Raw genomic sequence first — 15,210 nt, 5'->3', positions numbered from 1 at the left:
GACCACGAAGCCATGGAGGGCTCGATAGAATGAACGCATGGAAGCTTGCCGCCGGCGTCCTGCTGGCGGCGCTCTACGGATGCTCCGCCGAACACACCGAAAGCGTCTCCGGCAATGCCGGTTTCCAGGGCGAGACGGGCAAACCCGGCACCGCCCTCGCCTACGAACACCGCGTCGGCATCCGCCTTTCCGCCGCGCGTATCGACGCGCAACTCGCCGCCAGCCGCGACGCCTGCAACAGCGAGCACTTCGGCCAGTGCGACGTGCTCGCCATCGAACAACGCGGCGGTATCGGCCATTACGCCGAACTCACCGTGCGCATCGTCCCGGACGGCGTGGAGAAGCTGGTCGCGGCCGCTGCCCAGGGCGGCACGCTGGAAAGCCGGCAGACCCGCGCCGAGGACCTGGCCCAGGCGGTCGCCGACACCCGCCAGCAACGCGAGCGCCTGCAACGCGAGTACCAGACCCTGCAGCAATACCAGGGGCGCAAGGACATGAGCGTCGGCGACCTGCTGGCCCTGGCCAAGGAAATCGCCGCGGTGGAAGCTCAACTGGCCGACAACGCCCAGGCCGGCGCCCAGCAGCAGCGGCGCATCGCCACCAACCTGCTGACCCTGAGCTTCAGCAGCGAGGCGCAGCCGGACAGCCGCCTCGGCCAGCTCGCCACGGCCGCCGGGCAACTGCTCGACGACCTTGTCGATGGCACCATCGCCGCGATGAAATTCTTCGCCTACAGCCTGCCGTTCCTCGTCGTGCTGCTGCCGCTGGGCCTGTTGCTGCGCGGCCTGTGGCGCTGGCTGCGGCGGCCCGGCAAGAACGAGGCGCGCTGAGCCCAGGCATACGGGCGGACCGGGAGGGTCCGCTCTTTCGCCCAGGACCGCCTGACGGGCCTGGCAACTCACAAGGAGGAAGACCGATGACCGCCACCAGCGACCTGATCGAGTCACTGATTTCCTATAGCTGGGACGACTGGCAGGTGACCCGCCAGGAAGCCCGCCGGGTGATCGCCGCGATCCGCAACGACAACGTGCCCGATGCGACCATCGCCGCACTCGACAAGAGCGGCTCGCTGATCAAGCTGTTCCAGCGGGTGGGCCCGCCGGAACTGGCGCGCTCGCTGATCGCCAGCATCGCCGGGCGCACCACCATGCAGCGCTACCAGGCACGCAATGCCTTGATCCGCAGCCTGATCAACAATCCCCTGGGCACCCAGACCGACAACTGGATCTACTTCCCCACCATCACCTTCTTCGACATCTGCGCCGACCTCGCCGACGCCGCTGGCCGCCTGGGCTTCGCCGCGGCCGGCGCCACCGGGGTGGCCAGCCAGGCGATCCAGGGTCCGTTCAGCGGGGTCGGCGCCACCGGCGTCAATCCGACCGACCTGCCGTCCATTGCCTTCGGCGACCAGCTCAAGCTGCTCAACAAGGACCCGGCGACCGTCACCAAGTACAGCAACCCGCTCGGCGACCTGGGCGCCTACCTGAGCCAGCTTTCGCCGCAAGACAAGCTGAACCAGGCACAGACGCTGGTCGGCCAGCCGATCAGCACGCTGTTCCCCGACGCCTATCCGGGCAACCCGCCGTCGCGGGCCAAGGTCATGTCCGCGGCCGCGCGCAAGTACGACCTGACGCCGCAACTGATCGGCGCGATCATCCTCGCCGAGCAGCGTGACCAGACCCGCGACGAAGACGCCAAGGACTATCAGGCGGCAGTCAGCATCAAGAGCGCCAACACCTCCATCGGCCTCGGCCAGGTGGTGGTCTCCACCGCGATCAAGTACGAGCTGTTCACCGACCTGCTCGGCCAGCCGGTGCGCCGCGGTCTGTCGCGCAAGGCGGTCGCCACCCTGCTGGCTTCCGACGAATTCAACATCTTCGCCACCGCCCGTTACATCCGCTACGTCGCCAACCTCGCGTCGCAACAGGACCTGCGCAAGTTGCCGAAGACCCGCGGCGCATTTCCCTCCATCGATCTCCGCGCCTACGCCGGCAATCCGCGCAACTGGCCGCGGGACAATGTCCGCGCGCTGGCCTCGGAATACACCTCGCGGCCCTGGGACGACAACCTGTCGCCGGGCTGGCCGATGTTCGTCGACGATGCCTACGCCACCTTCCTCGACCCTGGAATGAGGTTCCCATGAAGACAGTCGCCCTGATTCTCGCCAGCCTCGCCCTGCTGGCCTGCACCGCGGAGTCCGGGGTGGACTTCGACAAGACCCTGACCCACCCGAACGGCCTGGTGGTGGAGCGCCCCGTCGGCTTCGACGCGCGGCGCAGCGCCGAGGGCTTCCGCTTCGACGAAGGCGGCAAGCTGCGCAACCCACGCCAACTGGAGGTCCAGCGCCAGGACGCGCCGCCCCCGCCCGACCTGGCGAGCAGGCGCCTGGGCGACGGCGAGGCGCGCTACAAGGTAGAGGAAGACGACGGCGGCTCCGCAGGCAGCGAATACCGCCTGTGGGCAGCCAAGCCGGCGGGCGCGCGGTGGATCGTGGTCAGCGCCAGCGAGCAGAGCGAGGATGGTGAACCGACCTTCGCCCTGGCCTGGGCGCTGCTGGAGCGGGCCAGGTTGCAGTGAGCGCGACCCCGGGAGACGCAACGGCAGTCCGTCTCCCGGTCTTTCGTACGTGTTTGCGCTAGCCTTGCAGGGCAATCCCACCCGATAATAGGGGATTTCCCCCGACGGCCCCGGCCCTGCAACGAATGCTTCGCGTATGACTGAACTCGCCCTGATCCTGGTCAGCGCCATCCTGGTCAACAACTTTGTCCTGGTGCAGTTCCTCGGCCTGTGCCCGTTCATGGGCGTGTCGCGGAAGATCGAGACGGCCATCGGCCTGTCCCTCGCCACCACCTTCGTCCTGACCCTGGCGGCGATGTGCAGCCATATCCTGCAACGCTACGTGCTGCGCCCACTGGACCTGGAGTACCTGCGCACCATCGGCTTCATCCTGGTGATCGCGGTGGTGGTGCAGTTCACCGAGATGCTGGTGAAGAAGACCAGCCCGCTGCTGTACCGGGTGCTCGGCATCTTCCTGCCGCTGATCACCACCAATTGCATCGTCCTCGGCGTCGCCCTGCTCAACGCCAACAAGGCTGAATACGGCTTCCTCCAGGCCACTACCCAGGGCTTCGGCGCCGGGCTGGGCTTTTCCCTGGTGCTGGTGCTGTTCGCCGCCCTGCGCGAGCGCATCGCCATCGCCGACGTGCCGGCGCCGTTCCGCGGCGCGGCCATCGGCATGATCACCGCCGGCCTGATGTCGCTGGCGTTCATGGGCTTCAGTGGGTTGGTCCGGCCATGAACGGCGTGTTCCTGGCGATCGGCGCGCTGCTGCCGATCTGCCTGGCCGGCGGTGCGCTGCTCGGCTATGCGGCGGTGCGCTTCCGCGTCCAGGGCGATCCGGTCGCCGAGCAGGTCAACGCCCTGTTGCCGCAGACCCAGTGCGGCCAGTGTGGCTACCCCGGCTGCAAGCCCTACGCCGAGGCGATCGCCGCCGGCGACAAGATCAACAAGTGCCCGCCGGGCGGCGAAGCGACCATCCGCGCCCTCGCCGACCTGCTCGACCTGGAGCCCGAGCCGCTCGACGCCGCCGAGGAAACCCCGCCGCGGGTAGCCTACATCCGCGAGGCCGAATGCATCGGCTGCACCAAGTGCATCCAGGCCTGCCCGGTGGACGCCATCGTCGGCGCCGCACGGTTGATGCACACGGTGATCGCCGACGAATGCACCGGTTGCGACCTGTGCCTGGAGCCCTGTCCGGTGGACTGCATCGAGATGCGCGAGATACCGGACGACGTGCGCCACTGGAAATGGCCGCAGCCGTCGCCGCGACTGATCGCCAGCGACCGGGAGCGAGCGGCATGAGCGCCCTGCACGCCTTCCCCGGCGGCCTCTGCCTGCCGGCCAACAAGGAGCGCTCCACCGCCCTGCCGATCCAGCAGGCGCCGCTGGCGCAGCGCTACATCGTGCCGCTCGGCCAGCACATCGGCGCGCCGGCGCGGCCTTGCGTGGAAGTCGGCCAGGCCGTACTCAAGGGCCAGACCATCGCCCTCCCGGACGGCACCGTCAGCGCCGCGCTGCATGCCCCGACCTCGGGTACCGTGGTGGCGATCGGCGCACACCCCTATCCGCATGCCTCCGGTCTTCCCGCGCCGGCCATCGTCATCGCCAGCGACGGCCTGGAGCGCTGGACCGAGCTGCATCCCTGCCCGGACTTCCGCGCCGAAAGTCCGCTGGCGTTGCTCGAACGCATCCGCGCGGCCGGCATCGGCGGTCTCGGCGGCGCCGGCTTCCCCACCGCGGCCAAGCTCGCCGCGCGCCCGGCGGACAAGATCCATACGCTGGTGGTGAACGGCGCCGAATGCGAGCCCTACATCAGCGCCGACGACCTGCTCATGCGCGAGCGCGCCACGCAGGTGCTGGGCGGCATCGATATCCTGGTGCAGATCCTGTGCCCCGAAGAGGTGCTGGTCGGCATCGAGGACGACAAACCGGAAGCCATCGCCGCCCTCGGCGCCGCCCTCGGTGAACGGCCCTATCGTATCGTCGCCCTGCCGACCCGCTATCCCTCGGGCGGCGAGCGCCAGCTGATCCAGTTGCTCACCGGCAGGGAAGTCCCGGCGGACGGCCTGCCGGCGGACATCGGCATCCTGTGCCAGAACGTCGGCACCCTGGCCGCCGTGCACGATGCCGTCGTCCTCGGTCGGCCGCTGATCTCGCGGATCACTACCCTCGCCGGCGGCGCCCTGGAGCGGCCGATGAACGTCGAGGCGCTGATCGGTACGCCGGTACACGAGTTGCTGGCGTTCGCCGGCCTCGCCGAGGGACGCCTGGAACGCGTGCTGATGGGCGGGCCGATGATGGGCTTCGCCCTGCCCGATCTCTCGGTGCCGCTGATCAAGACCTGCAACTGCCTGCTCGCCGGCGATGCCACGGAGCTGCCGGAACCAGTGCCGGCCATGCCCTGTATCCGCTGCGGCGACTGCGCCCAGGTCTGCCCCGTCAGCCTGCTGCCACAACAACTGCATTTCTTCGCCCTGGGCGACGAGCACGAGCAATTGCTCGCCCACAACCTGTTCGATTGCATCGAGTGCGGCGCCTGCGCCTACGTCTGCCCGTCGAGCATTCCCCTGGTGCAGTACTACCGCGCGTCCAAGGCGGAGATCCGCGAGCAGCGGCAGAAGTTGCTGAAGGCCGAACAATCCCGTGAGCGTTTCGAGCAACGCCAGGCTCGCCTGCGCCGCGACGAGGAGCGCCGGGCCGCAGAACGCGCCCAACGCGCGGAGAAGGCTGCGCTGGCGCGCGCCGCCCAGGCCGAGCGCGAGGAAGCCGCCCCCGCCACGGCGGTCGACCCGGTGCAGGCGGCGATCGAGCGGGCCAGGGCGCGCAAGCAGGCCGGTAGCGGCAGCGAACGGCTGAAACGGCTGAAGATCGAAGCGAGCATGGCGCGGGTGGCCCTGAAGAAGGCCGAGAAACAGTTGCTCAGCCACGACACCCCGGAACAGCATGGCCTGGTCGCGGAACTGCGCGCCGCCGCCGAGGCCGCCGACAAGGCCCTGGCCGATGCCGAAGCCAGCCTGCCGCGCGACCTACCCAGCGCACCGCCTGCCGCGCTCGACGACGAAGCCGAACTGAAGAAGGCCAAGGCCCAGGCCGCCATGGCCCGCGCCCAGCTCAAGCGCTCGGAAAAGGCGTTCGGCGAAGCGCCCGGCGCCGAGCAGCGGGCGACCCTCGACGAACTGCGCGCCGAGGTCGAGCGTTGCGAAGCCACCCTGGCCCGCCTCGAGCGTCACGCGCCGAAGCCCGCGGCGCCCGGCGACGACGGCCAGGCGGCGCTGAAGCGGGCGAAGATCGCCCTGGTCGGCAAGCGCGCGGCCTTGAAGAAGGCCGAGCAGGCCGGGGTGATGGACAGCGAGCTGGAACGCCTGCGCGGCGAGCTGCAAGCCGCCGAGCGCGACCTGCATGCCGCCGAGGACGCCTGCGGCAAGCCGGCGCCGGAGCTGGTGCGGATCGACAAGCGCCCGGTCGACCCGCGCATCCGCGAGCTGAAGACCGAGCTGGCCTACGCCCGCGCCGCCCTGAAGAAGCTCGAACGCCTGGCGAACGCCGACGCCGCCGCACTCGCCGCCGCCCGCGCGCGCCTGAGCGCCGCCGAGCGCGCCCTGACCGAACACGGCACGGAGTGACCATGGCCCTGCCCCGCCCCACCTCGCCCCACGCCCGCGGCTCCAACCGTACCCCGGCGATCATGCGCCTGGTGCTCGGCGCCTGCGTCCCCGGCCTGCTGACGCTGACCTGGCTGTACGGCCCGGGCACCCTGCTCAACCTGGCCTGGGCCAGCCTCGTCGCGCTGGCCTGCGAAGCCGCCATGCTGGCCCTGCGCAAACGTCCGCCGGGGGTGTTCCTCAAGGACGGCAGCGCGCTGGTCACCGCCCTGTTGCTGGCCGTCGCCCTGCCGCCCTACGCCCCCTGGTGGCTGACCCTGGTGGCGACCTTCTTCGCCCTGGTATTCGGCAAGCACCTGTACGGCGGCCTCGGACAGAACCCGTTCAACCCGGCGATGCTCGGCTACGTCGTGGCGCTGGTCTCGTTTCCCCTGGAAATGACCCGCTGGCCCTCGCCGGACAGCGCCCTCGGCCTGCCCGACAGCCTCCGCGAATTCCTCGGTCTCGCTACCCGGCCGGACGCCTGGGCCCACGCCACCGCCCTCGACGTGCTGAAGACCGACCGCAGCCTGACCGTCGACGAGCTGTTCGCCGGCAACCCGGCCTTCGGCCACCTCGGTAGCGCCGGCAGCGAGTGGGTCAACCTGGCGTTCCTCCTCGGCGGCCTGTTCCTGCTCTGGCGCCGGCTGTTCACCTGGCACGCGCCGCTGGGCATGCTCGCCGGCCTGTTCGCCATGAGCCTGCTGTTCTGGAATGGTTCCGGCTCCGATTCCCATGGCTCGCCACTGTTCCATCTGTTCAGCGGGGCGACCATGCTCGGCGCCTTCTTCATCGTCACCGACCCGGTGTCCGGCGCCACCAGCAATCGCGGGCGGCTGGTCTTCGGCCTCGGCGTCGGCGTCCTCACCTACGTCATCCGCGCCTGGGGCGGCTATCCCGATGGCGTGGCGTTCGCCGTGCTGCTGATGAACCTGGCGGCGCCGACCATCGACTACTACACCCGGCCGCGCACCTACGGCCATCGCAAGGCCGAGCGCGGCTTCAAGGCAGGCGACTGATGGACGCCGCGACTCGCCGCTCGATGCTGCGCAACGCCCTCCTGCTCGGGCTCTTCGCCCTGGTCGGGGTGGGCCTGGTGGCCCTGGTGCAGCAATTCACAGAGGCGCGCATCGCCGAAGCCCAGCGCGAGGCGCGCGGCCGCGCCCTGCTGGAACTGCTGCCGCCGGGCAGCTACGACAACCATCCGCTGGACAGCCAGGTGCCAACCTTCGCGCCGAAGCTGCTCGGCCTGGATGCGCCGCGTCCGGCCTATGTCGCCCGCCTGCACGGCCAGGCCAGCGCAGTCATCCTCCAGGCCAGCGCGCCGGATGGCTACAGCGGCGCCATCCAGCTACTGGTCGGGGTCACCGCCCAGGGCCGGCTGCTCGGCGTGCGGGTCGTCGCGCACAAGGAAACCCCCGGCCTCGGCGACCGCATCGAACTGGCCAAGAGTCCCTGGGTGCACGGTTTCGACGGCAAGGGCCTGGGCGATCCGGCGGACGCCGGCTGGGCGGTGAAGAAGGACGGCGGTACGTTCGACCAGTTCGCCGGCGCCACCGTCACCCCGCGCGCCGTGGTCCGCGCCGTGCACAAGGCGCTGCGCTACTTCGACGCCAACCGCGAACGCCTGCTCGCCCCCGAAGAGGCTGCCGGACATGAGTGAACAAGATTTCCGCGAGATCGCCCGCAACGGCCTGTGGCGCAACAACCCGGGCCTGGTCCAGTTGCTCGGCCTGTGCCCGCTGCTGGGCACCAGCAACTCGACGGTCAACGCCCTCGGCCTGGGCCTGGCCACCATGCTCGTGCTGGCCTGCTCCAATGCCGCGGTATCGTTGGTGCGCGGCGCGGTGAGCGAGGCGATCCGGCTACCGGCGTTCGTCATGATCATCGCCGTGCTGACCACCTGCATCGAACTGCTGATGCAGGCCTGGACCTACGAGCTGTACCAGGTCCTCGGCATCTTCATCCCGCTGATCACCACCAACTGCGTGATCCTCGGCCGCGCCGAGGCCTTCGCGGCGAAGAACGGCGTGCTGCGCGCCAGCTTCGACGGACTGCTGATGGGCCTCGGCTTCGCCCTGGTCCTGCTGGTCCTCGGCGGCCTGCGCGAGCTGCTCGGCCAGGGTACCCTGCTGGCCGACATGCACTTGCTGTTCGGCCCGGCGGCGGCGGACTGGAAGATCCAGCCGTTCCCGCAGTACCAGGGCTTCCTGCTGGCGATCCTGCCGCCGGGCGCGTTCATCATGCTCGGCCTGCTGATCGCCCTGAAGAACCGTATCGATGAAAGCCTGGCGGAACGCGCCAAGGTGCAGGCGGGCGACGTACCCGCCACCCAGCGCCAGCGCGTCCGCGTCACCGGAGTGATTGAATGAATGCCGCCAAGCGCGCGGAGATCTTCCGCCGACTGCACGAAGACAACCCCGAGCCAAGGACCGAACTGGCCTACACCACCCCCTTCGAACTGCTCATCGCGGTGATCCTCTCCGCCCAGGCCACCGACGTCGGGGTGAACAAGGCCACCGCCCGCCTCTATCCGGTGGCCAACACCCCCGAGGCGATCCACGCCCTCGGCGTCGAGGGGCTGTCGGAGTACATCAAGACCATCGGCCTCTACAACAGCAAGGCGAAGAACGTCATCGAAACCTGCCGCATCCTCATCGAAAAGCACGGCGGCCAGGTCCCCGACAACCGCGAGGACCTCGAAGCCCTGCCCGGGGTTGGCCGCAAGACCGCCAACGTGGTGCTCAACACCGCCTTCCGGCAACTGGCCATGGCGGTGGACACGCATATCTTCCGCGTCGCCAACCGCACCGGCATAGCACCGGGAAAGAACGTTCTGGAGGTGGAGAAGAAACTGCTGAAGTTCGTGCCGCGCGAGTACCTGCTCGATGCCCACCACTGGCTGATCCTGCATGGCCGCTACGTCTGCAAGGCGCGCAAGCCGCAATGCGGAAGCTGCCGGATCGAGGACCTGTGCGAATACAAGCACAAGACTTCAGACGATTGATCAACTATTCGAAATCCTATCTTTACGATTGAAAAAATCTTTTTTACCAGCCACGGCTTTGTCGCTATAAGGTGCGCCATTACCACCCCATAAGTTGGAGTGAATGTCATGGCAAAAGCCAAAGAAGAACTCGAGATCGACGACGAAGCCGGCGTTGAAGAGGATGACGGCGAGGAAACCAGCGTCGAGGTGGCCAAGACCAACCTGACCAAGCGTCGCATCATCGACAACCTGCTGGAAGAACGCCGCCTGCAGCGCCAGTTGTCGGACTACGACTTCGACCTGTGAGCAGCGCCGTCCACACCGCAAGCAAGCCCCGCAATTGGCGGGGCTTCGTTTTTTCCGCCGTTCAGAAGTAGTAGCCGATGTTCAGGTTGGTGCGGAATATCCACTCGTTGCTGCGCGACGAACTGGTGCTGCTGAAGCCCGTGCCGCTCTCGGCACCGCCGTAGGGATTGGCGTTGCGTCCCCAGGTGAAGTCCAGCCAGCCCATGATCGGCAAGGCGAAGAACTGCACCCCTGCGGTATACATCTGCGAGTCGTCCCAGCCGGCCTTGTCCTTGAACATGCGGCTGTAGTCGTTGTAGAAGCGCAGCTTCTTCAGCATGCCCAGGTTCGGCGTCGGCACGTCGTAGGCGACGTTGAAGGACGCCACCGAGGCCCTGGCGGCCATCAGGTAGGCCGGGGTCAGGCCGTTGGTACCCATGAGTACCACGTCGTCGCTGACGCCCGCCGGGTTCTTCGGATCGAAAGCGTAGCGAATGGCTTCGCCGCTGAACGTCCAGTTGCCGGCGTTGAGCACGCCATGCAACCCCGCCGCCCAGTAGCGGCCATCGTCCCTGGTGGTCGCGTTGTACAGGCGCGAGGCCGCCAGCGACGCGCCCAACTCGCTTTTCCAGCCATCTCCGGCGAGATTACGGGCGACCCGCAGGTTGAGCTGGTCACGTTTCTCGTTGTCCTGCCGCGAATGAATCGCCGCGACCGCGTTGTCGTCCAGGTCGGTATAACGGCCGACTTCCGGCGAATAGCGCACACCGCCCGGCAGCATCCGTGGGAAATAGCCGGCCTGGACATGCCAGTCGGCGTCCTTGTAGACGTACTTGGCGCCGCTGCCGGCGCTGACCCCGTAGCCCAGGAAGAACGGGATGTGGTAGCTCCAGCCGAACTGCGGATAGGGCTCCAGGCCGAACGGCTTGAACGGCGCGCCCAATTGCAGGCTGGATAGGTCGCTGAAGCGATAGCCGACGAAGCCGCGGTCGATGGCCCGCTTGCCGTCGTCCTGGAACCAGTAGCCGAGGTCGGAAAAGAAGTCCTCGTGGGTTGCCTGGATATCCAGGCGGAAGGTATCGAACAGTAGGCGGCCATTGTTTTCCGTGCTCTTCCAGTGTTCGTCGCGGTAGTTCACCCGCAGCGCGCCGCCGATATCCAGGCTGCTGCGCCCGTCGTCGCTGCGCAGGCCGACATGCGGGAAAGGCTTGCCGGTCTTCGACGCCTCGGACGGCGGCGAAGCGGCCAGGGCCGAAAGACTGGAAAGAAGAAGTACGGGGAACAGCGGATGGGTTTTCATCATGACCTCGTCTGCGAGTGCGCCAAGGCAGCGTTTTTTCGAGCAAGCCGAACCCCTTCGGCGAACTTCGCCGACAGCGCGGGTGGCCTTGGATAGTTGGTTTCCGGTTGCTCTTGTTTTTTATTTTTCCCGGCCGTCGGAACGGCCTCGGTTGTGTTATCGCTCCGCACTTCGTTTCATATGCGGCACAACGTTTCGAGCATTAACCATGCCAGTGCAAGAACAATCTCATAAAACAAAAAAATCCTTTAAATACAGTTGTTTATATATTAAACGCGCAACTTCTTTTCACCCTCGAAACAGGCTCTTGGCAAGGTAACGAAAACGCCCGAAGCGGGTGCGTAGAAAGATCACGGTGACACTTTTCGTCCCCCCGGAACGCTATTCCAGCCTTGGCCGGGCTCGATCCCCAGGCAAAAAAAACCGGCGTTACAAACGCCGGTCCAAAGGCAACGCGGGAATAACCGGGGATCAGAGGTCGAGCACCAGGCGCGATCCCTTGCAGCCGGACACGCAGACCATCATGGTCTGGTTGGCGATCTTTTCCGCCTTGGTCAGGACGCCGTCGCGATGCTCCGGCTCGCCTTCCAGCACACGGGTCTCGCAGGAACCGCAAACGCCCTCGCGGCAACTGCAATCGACCACCACGCCAGCTTCCAGCAGGGCGTCGAGCAACGACTTGCCGCTCGGCACCTCGATGCTCGTGCCGCTGCGCGCCAGGCGCACTTCGTAGCTGCCCTGGGGCGCCGCCGGGGCCTGGGGCGCGGCGGCGAAGCGCTCGATGTGCACATGCGGATGGCCAAGGCGTTCGCAGTGCGTCTCGAAGGCATCGATCATCGGGGTCGGCCCGCAACAGTAGAAATGCGCGGTGGACGCCCGTGCGCCAAGGAAGGCGCCGAGATCCATGGGGCCGCCCTTCTCGTCGTCGAAATGCAGCTGGATAGCGGCATCGCTGGCGGCCAGTTCTTCGACGAAGGCGGCTTCCTGGCGCGAGCGCGCGCAGTAGAGCAGTTCCACCGAACGTCCCAGCGCACGCAGGCGGTTGAACATGCAGTAGATCGGCGTCACGCCGATGCCACCGGCCACCAGTACGCTGTGCGCAGCGTTTTCCTCCAGCGGGAACAGGTTGCGCGGCCGGGATATCTGCAATTGCATGCCGACCCGCAGGCTATCGTGGACGAACGCGGAGCCGCCGCGGCTGCCGCGATCACGCAGGATGCCGAGCACATAGCGGCCGCAGTCCTCCGGCGAGTTGAGCAGCGAGTAGCTGCGCACCAGGCCGTTGGGCAGGTGCAGGTCGATATGCGCGCCGGCGCTGAATGGCGGAAAGACCTGGTCGCCCTGCGGGCGCAGTTCGACGCCGAGGATACCCTGCGCCTCGAAGCGCAGGGTATGGACGAAGGCCGCCAGTCTGTTGTCGTGAGTCATCTTCTACCTCGCTTTCAGGCTTCGTCGCAGTTCGCCAGGTCGATATCGAGGCGCGCCCAGGCGTCGATCTCCACCAGCAGTTCGGGAAACACCAGGCCGCTCACCTCGACCAGGGTGGAGGCGGGAAAAGTGCCCTGGCCGGCGAAGAACTCCTGCCGCGCGCGCCCAATAGCGTCCTTGTCGGCGATGCGGGTGACGTAGACGTTGAGCTTGTAGAGGTTGCCGACATGGCCTCCCGCCGCCTCCAGCAGCGCCTTCACCTTGCCCAGCACCACCAGGGCCTGGGCATGGGCGTCGAGCGCGGCGCCGCGCTCGGCGGCCTGGCGGGTGGCCGGGTGCGCGGTCATGCCGGACATCACCAGCTCCTCTCCCACCAGCAGGGCATTGGACCAGCTTGCATCCGGCAGGTCGGGTAGCGCCGCGGCGCGGATCCGGCGTACGGCGGTCACAGTTGCCGGGCCTCGATCAGTTCCAGCTGGGCCTTGGCCAGGTTCTTCAGGTGCCGCCGCAGGCGCACCAGGCCGAGGTCGTGCTGGTAGAGGTTCTCCCGCTGGTTGGCGTCCGGCTCCATGAATTCGAGCATTTCCCGGTCCTGCTCCAGCACCGCCCAGTGACGCGCCTCCAGGCGGTTCCTGTAGAGGAACCGCCAGGTGTCACGCTGCCAGCCGGTGAGCGGCCGGCAACGCCAGTGGAACACCGCGCAGAGGTCGCGGGCGATCGGCGTGTAACTGCCGACGATATGGAAGTTGCCACCCGGGCCGCCGGTCTTCGGATAGGGAATCTCCAGGCGCATCCAGTGCATCCCGGTGTCGGCCCATTCGGTCCAGTCGAAGTTGACCCCGCGCTGGCCGTCCTTCTCGAAGATGAAGCCGGTGTCGGTGTCGCGGGTGACGAAGCGTGCCTGGCTTTCGCCCTCGGACATGGAGTGCGACTGCTTGTGCAGGTAGGTGCCGTGCATGGGGTCCATGACGTTGTCCAGCACGTAGCGGTAGTCGCCGCGCCACTCGGTATAGCAGAGGAAGTGGGAAAACTCGGGGTCGGTCAGTTGCTCGGGCAGCACCAGCGGCGGGGCTTCCTCGACATTGCCCGCCGAGTTGTACAGCCACACGGCGCCGGCCGCCTCGGTGATGTGGAAGAAGCGCGTGGCCTGGCTGCCTTCCAGCTTGCAGCCGGGGCTGCCGGGCACGCGGGCGGTAACGCCGTCGCAGCGCACTTCCACGCCGTGGTAGGGGCATTGCAGGCGGTCGCCCAGGTTCACCCCGCGCGACAGCGGCGCGCCACGGTGCGGGCAATGGTCTTCGAGGGCATGCAGGGTGCCGTCGGTATCGCGCCAGACGGCCAGCTTGTAGCCCAGGCGGCGCAGGGACACCGGCTTGTCCTCGATGAAGCCCACCGGGCAGATCGGGTACCAGAGGTTCTTCAGGCCGTTGGCGAGAAGCTGTTCAACAGGGTTCACGGTGCTCATAGCGGTTTCCTCTCGGGGGAATTCACGCGCCCAGGCGGGCCATCAGGGTCTTGTAGGCTTCCTCGGTCCAGGGACCGCCGCCCGGGCAGGTCGGGCCGGCCTGGTTGAGGTAGCCGAGCAGCCCCGGCAGGTCGTGCAGGCCGGCGGCGTAGGCGCGCTCGATGGAATCGCCGAGCAGGTCTTCGAAGGCGTTCGGCTCGCGGGTACGGGCCTGATGGGGTTCGAGGTAACGGTCTTGCATGTCATTGGCCTCCAGTGCGGACCCGTTCGCGGATGGTTTCGCGAACCGGGACGAAGTCGTAGGTCGGGTAGCATTCGGTGCGGAACACGCCCCAGGCGGAGCGCTCCAGTTCGACGTTGACGCGTGGCAGCAGGGCCGGCGGCAGGCGCAGGGTGACGATCTGGCCGAGGCCCATGGCGACGGTCCAAGAAACGATCGCCACGCCCTCTCCCGGAAAGCGCTCCCACCAGTCCATGGCCTTCATGCGGGCCTGGATCTCGTCGAGATTCTTCGACTGGTCGTGCCGGAGCAGCACGGTCAGCAACAAGGTGTCGCTCATGCTCGTCTCAACTCCTGGGTTTGTCGGTGAGGAACCGGCCCTGCGGTGCCTCGACGCTTTTCTGTCGCCGGGTATTGCCGTCCAGGCCACCGGCGATGGCCCATTCGGCGAATACCGTAGGGCCAGGTTCGAACTCGCGGGCCTGCCACTCGCCGGTCAGTTGGTCCTCGTCGGCGTAGTACTCGACGAGGGCGCCGGCGGGGTTCCGGAAGTACCAGAAGTACGCCGAGGACACCGGATGCCGACCCGGGCCGATCTCGGTATCCCAGCCGCAGCGGGCGATGTGCATGCCGCCGCCGAACACCTCATGGATATCGCGCACGGTGAACGCCACGTGGTTCAGGCCGGCGCGCGGTTGCGGCAGTTGCAGCATGAACAGGTCGTGGTGGCCGCCCTCCTCCGCGCAACGCAGGAAGGCGCCGCGATTCGGATAGCGATCGGAGCAGACGAAGCCGAAGCGCTCGCGGTAGAAGCGTTCGCAGGCGTTGACGTCCTTGACGAAGAACACCACGTGGCCGACTTCGACGGGCTGCGCACGTTCGTAGATGGGGCTGGCCTGGTTGATCCGGCCCTTGAACTGCCAGGTGTTGGACTGGCCGCAGGCCACCTGGATGTCGCGTTTACGGGTGACCTGCAAGCGCACGGCCAGACCGTTCGGGTCGGTGCAGCCGATACGGCCCTCGCCCTCGATGAAGCCGGGATCATTGGCGATGCGCTCGGCGTACAGCTTGAGGTCCGCCTCGCTCTCCACGCCCCAAACCACTTCACGCAGGGTCGAGCCTTCCTCGATGGCCGGCGGCAGGCCGGGCTTGTCCCGCGCCGCGACTATCACGCGGCAGCCGTTGAGGCTTTCGAAGACCACCTGGTCCTCGCTCGCCTCGACCTGCGCCAGGCCCCAGTCGGCGAAGAAACGCGCGCTGGTGGCCAGGTCTTCCACGCCGTAGGTGATTTCGTCGATTCCCGATACGCTCATCGCGTCTTCC

Annotated in this window: 18 protein-coding genes; 11 read left to right on the top strand and 7 right to left on the bottom strand. The window is 67.4% G+C overall.

All coding sequences use genetic code 11. The annotated features are described in order from the left end of the window. Window positions 1–29: 29 nt before the first annotated feature. The 11 genes from AT700_RS07345 (at window position 30) to AT700_RS07295 (ending at window position 9,495) form a co-directional block, all read left to right on the top strand. Window positions 30–830 (top strand): DUF4349 domain-containing protein, encoded by an 801-nt coding sequence (locus AT700_RS07345; RefSeq protein WP_048520850.1) that lies wholly within the window; start codon window positions 30–32, stop codon window positions 828–830. A gap of 86 nt (window positions 831–916) precedes the next feature. Next, complete coding sequence (gene tse3 / locus AT700_RS07340; RefSeq protein WP_003092026.1) at window positions 917–2,143, top strand: type VI secretion system effector muramidase Tse3; 1,227 nt, start codon at window positions 917–919, stop codon at window positions 2,141–2,143. After that, on the top strand, window positions 2,140–2,577 hold the full coding sequence (gene tsi3 / locus AT700_RS07335; protein ID WP_003113900.1) for a T6SS effector muramidase immunity protein Tsi3: 438 nt from the start codon (window positions 2,140–2,142) through the stop codon (window positions 2,575–2,577). Before tse3 ends, tsi3 begins: the two co-directional genes overlap by 4 nt. Window positions 2,578–2,713: 136 nt before the next feature. Next, window positions 2,714–3,298, top strand: a complete 585-nt coding sequence (gene rsxA / locus AT700_RS07330; protein ID WP_003092041.1) for an electron transport complex subunit RsxA — start codon at window positions 2,714–2,716, stop codon at window positions 3,296–3,298. Beyond that, on the top strand, window positions 3,295–3,861 hold the full coding sequence (rsxB, locus tag AT700_RS07325) for an electron transport complex subunit RsxB (RefSeq protein WP_003103780.1): 567 nt from the start codon (window positions 3,295–3,297) through the stop codon (window positions 3,859–3,861). The genes rsxA and rsxB overlap by 4 nt, the downstream gene beginning before the upstream one ends. Then, entirely contained in the window at window positions 3,858–6,182 is a 2,325-nt protein-coding gene (gene rsxC, locus AT700_RS07320; RefSeq protein ID WP_016253105.1) for an electron transport complex subunit RsxC, read from the top strand. The genes rsxB and rsxC overlap by 4 nt, the downstream gene beginning before the upstream one ends. A 2-nt stretch (window positions 6,183–6,184) precedes the next feature. Continuing rightward, window positions 6,185–7,219, top strand: a complete 1,035-nt coding sequence (locus AT700_RS07315) for an RnfABCDGE type electron transport complex subunit D (protein WP_003092045.1) — start codon at window positions 6,185–6,187, stop codon at window positions 7,217–7,219. Continuing rightward, on the top strand, window positions 7,219–7,863 hold the full coding sequence (rsxG, locus tag AT700_RS07310; RefSeq protein ID WP_003119556.1) for an electron transport complex subunit RsxG: 645 nt from the start codon (window positions 7,219–7,221) through the stop codon (window positions 7,861–7,863). The genes AT700_RS07315 and rsxG overlap by 1 nt, the downstream gene beginning before the upstream one ends. Continuing rightward, window positions 7,856–8,572 carry an electron transport complex subunit E gene (locus tag AT700_RS07305; RefSeq protein ID WP_003107418.1) on the top strand — a complete coding sequence of 239 codons (717 nt, stop codon included), beginning with the start codon at window positions 7,856–7,858 and terminating at the stop codon, window positions 8,570–8,572. Before rsxG ends, AT700_RS07305 begins: the two co-directional genes overlap by 8 nt. After that, complete coding sequence (gene nth / locus AT700_RS07300) at window positions 8,569–9,207, top strand: endonuclease III (RefSeq protein ID WP_003092050.1); 639 nt, start codon at window positions 8,569–8,571, stop codon at window positions 9,205–9,207. The genes AT700_RS07305 and nth overlap by 4 nt, the downstream gene beginning before the upstream one ends. A gap of 108 nt (window positions 9,208–9,315) precedes the next feature. Then, complete coding sequence (locus AT700_RS07295) at window positions 9,316–9,495, top strand: PA3496 family putative envelope integrity protein (protein ID WP_003092052.1); 180 nt, start codon at window positions 9,316–9,318, stop codon at window positions 9,493–9,495. A gap of 61 nt (window positions 9,496–9,556) precedes the next feature. On the opposite strand, the gene AT700_RS07290 is transcribed toward AT700_RS07295, so the two are convergent. The 7 genes from AT700_RS07290 to AT700_RS07260 form a co-directional block, all read right to left on the bottom strand. Then, on the bottom strand, window positions 9,557–10,777 hold the full coding sequence (locus AT700_RS07290; protein ID WP_003163207.1) for a hypothetical protein: 1,221 nt from the start codon (window positions 10,775–10,777) through the stop codon (window positions 9,557–9,559). 468 nt (window positions 10,778–11,245) lie between these two features. Further along, on the bottom strand, window positions 11,246–12,202 hold the full coding sequence (locus tag AT700_RS07285) for a PDR/VanB family oxidoreductase (RefSeq protein WP_003163206.1): 957 nt from the start codon (window positions 12,200–12,202) through the stop codon (window positions 11,246–11,248). Between the two features lie 14 nt (window positions 12,203–12,216). Continuing rightward, on the bottom strand, window positions 12,217–12,651 hold the full coding sequence (locus tag AT700_RS07280; protein ID WP_003112911.1) for a RidA family protein: 435 nt from the start codon (window positions 12,649–12,651) through the stop codon (window positions 12,217–12,219). After that, entirely contained in the window at window positions 12,648–13,667 is a 1,020-nt protein-coding gene (locus AT700_RS07275) for an aromatic ring-hydroxylating oxygenase subunit alpha (protein ID WP_010793283.1), read from the bottom strand. Before AT700_RS07275 ends, AT700_RS07280 begins: the two co-directional genes overlap by 4 nt. A gap of 22 nt (window positions 13,668–13,689) precedes the next feature. Next, the gene (locus tag AT700_RS07270) at window positions 13,690–13,908 is read right to left on the bottom strand and encodes a recombinase-like helix-turn-helix domain-containing protein (RefSeq protein ID WP_003112909.1); all 219 of its coding nucleotides are present in this window, start codon (window positions 13,906–13,908) and stop codon (window positions 13,690–13,692) included. A 1-nt stretch (window position 13,909) separates the two neighbouring features. Then, window positions 13,910–14,227 carry a hypothetical protein gene (locus AT700_RS07265; RefSeq protein WP_010793284.1) on the bottom strand — a complete coding sequence of 106 codons (318 nt, stop codon included), beginning with the start codon at window positions 14,225–14,227 and terminating at the stop codon, window positions 13,910–13,912. A gap of 7 nt (window positions 14,228–14,234) precedes the next feature. Then, a complete protein-coding gene (locus AT700_RS07260) occupies window positions 14,235–15,200 on the bottom strand; it encodes a VOC family protein (protein ID WP_003453560.1) in 966 nt (321 codons plus the stop codon). Window positions 15,201–15,210 lie beyond the last annotated feature (10 nt).

The sequence above is a fragment of the Pseudomonas aeruginosa genome, from assembly GCF_001457615.1.
GTDB lineage: Bacteria > Pseudomonadota > Gammaproteobacteria > Pseudomonadales > Pseudomonadaceae > Pseudomonas > Pseudomonas aeruginosa.
This window is presented reverse-complemented; position numbering and strand designations above follow the sequence as displayed.

Bases quoted from the DNA above. Each gene is read 5' to 3' on its own strand.
- AT700_RS07285 (WP_003163206.1), bottom strand. From the start codon at position 12,202: ATGACTCACGACAACAGACTGGCGGCCTTCGTCCATACCCTGCGCTTC.
- AT700_RS07305 (WP_003107418.1), top strand. From the start codon at position 7,856: ATGAGTGAACAAGATTTCCGCGAGATCGCCCGCAACGGCCTGTGGCGC.
- AT700_RS07260 (WP_003453560.1), bottom strand. From the start codon at position 15,200: ATGAGCGTATCGGGAATCGACGAAATCACCTACGGCGTGGAAGACCTG.
- AT700_RS07345 (WP_048520850.1), top strand. From the start codon at position 30: ATGAACGCATGGAAGCTTGCCGCCGGCGTCCTGCTGGCGGCGCTCTAC.
- nth (WP_003092050.1), top strand. From the start codon at position 8,569: ATGAATGCCGCCAAGCGCGCGGAGATCTTCCGCCGACTGCACGAAGAC.
- tse3 (WP_003092026.1), top strand. From the start codon at position 917: ATGACCGCCACCAGCGACCTGATCGAGTCACTGATTTCCTATAGCTGG.
- AT700_RS07290 (WP_003163207.1), bottom strand. From the start codon at position 10,777: ATGATGAAAACCCATCCGCTGTTCCCCGTACTTCTTCTTTCCAGTCTT.
- rsxA (WP_003092041.1), top strand. From the start codon at position 2,714: ATGACTGAACTCGCCCTGATCCTGGTCAGCGCCATCCTGGTCAACAAC.
- AT700_RS07315 (WP_003092045.1), top strand. From the start codon at position 6,185: ATGGCCCTGCCCCGCCCCACCTCGCCCCACGCCCGCGGCTCCAACCGT.
- AT700_RS07270 (WP_003112909.1), bottom strand. From the start codon at position 13,908: ATGCAAGACCGTTACCTCGAACCCCATCAGGCCCGTACCCGCGAGCCG.
- AT700_RS07265 (WP_010793284.1), bottom strand. From the start codon at position 14,227: ATGAGCGACACCTTGTTGCTGACCGTGCTGCTCCGGCACGACCAGTCG.
- AT700_RS07275 (WP_010793283.1), bottom strand. From the start codon at position 13,667: ATGAGCACCGTGAACCCTGTTGAACAGCTTCTCGCCAACGGCCTGAAG.
- rsxB (WP_003103780.1), top strand. From the start codon at position 3,295: ATGAACGGCGTGTTCCTGGCGATCGGCGCGCTGCTGCCGATCTGCCTG.
- AT700_RS07295 (WP_003092052.1), top strand. From the start codon at position 9,316: ATGGCAAAAGCCAAAGAAGAACTCGAGATCGACGACGAAGCCGGCGTT.
- tsi3 (WP_003113900.1), top strand. From the start codon at position 2,140: ATGAAGACAGTCGCCCTGATTCTCGCCAGCCTCGCCCTGCTGGCCTGC.
- rsxG (WP_003119556.1), top strand. From the start codon at position 7,219: ATGGACGCCGCGACTCGCCGCTCGATGCTGCGCAACGCCCTCCTGCTC.
- rsxC (WP_016253105.1), top strand. From the start codon at position 3,858: ATGAGCGCCCTGCACGCCTTCCCCGGCGGCCTCTGCCTGCCGGCCAAC.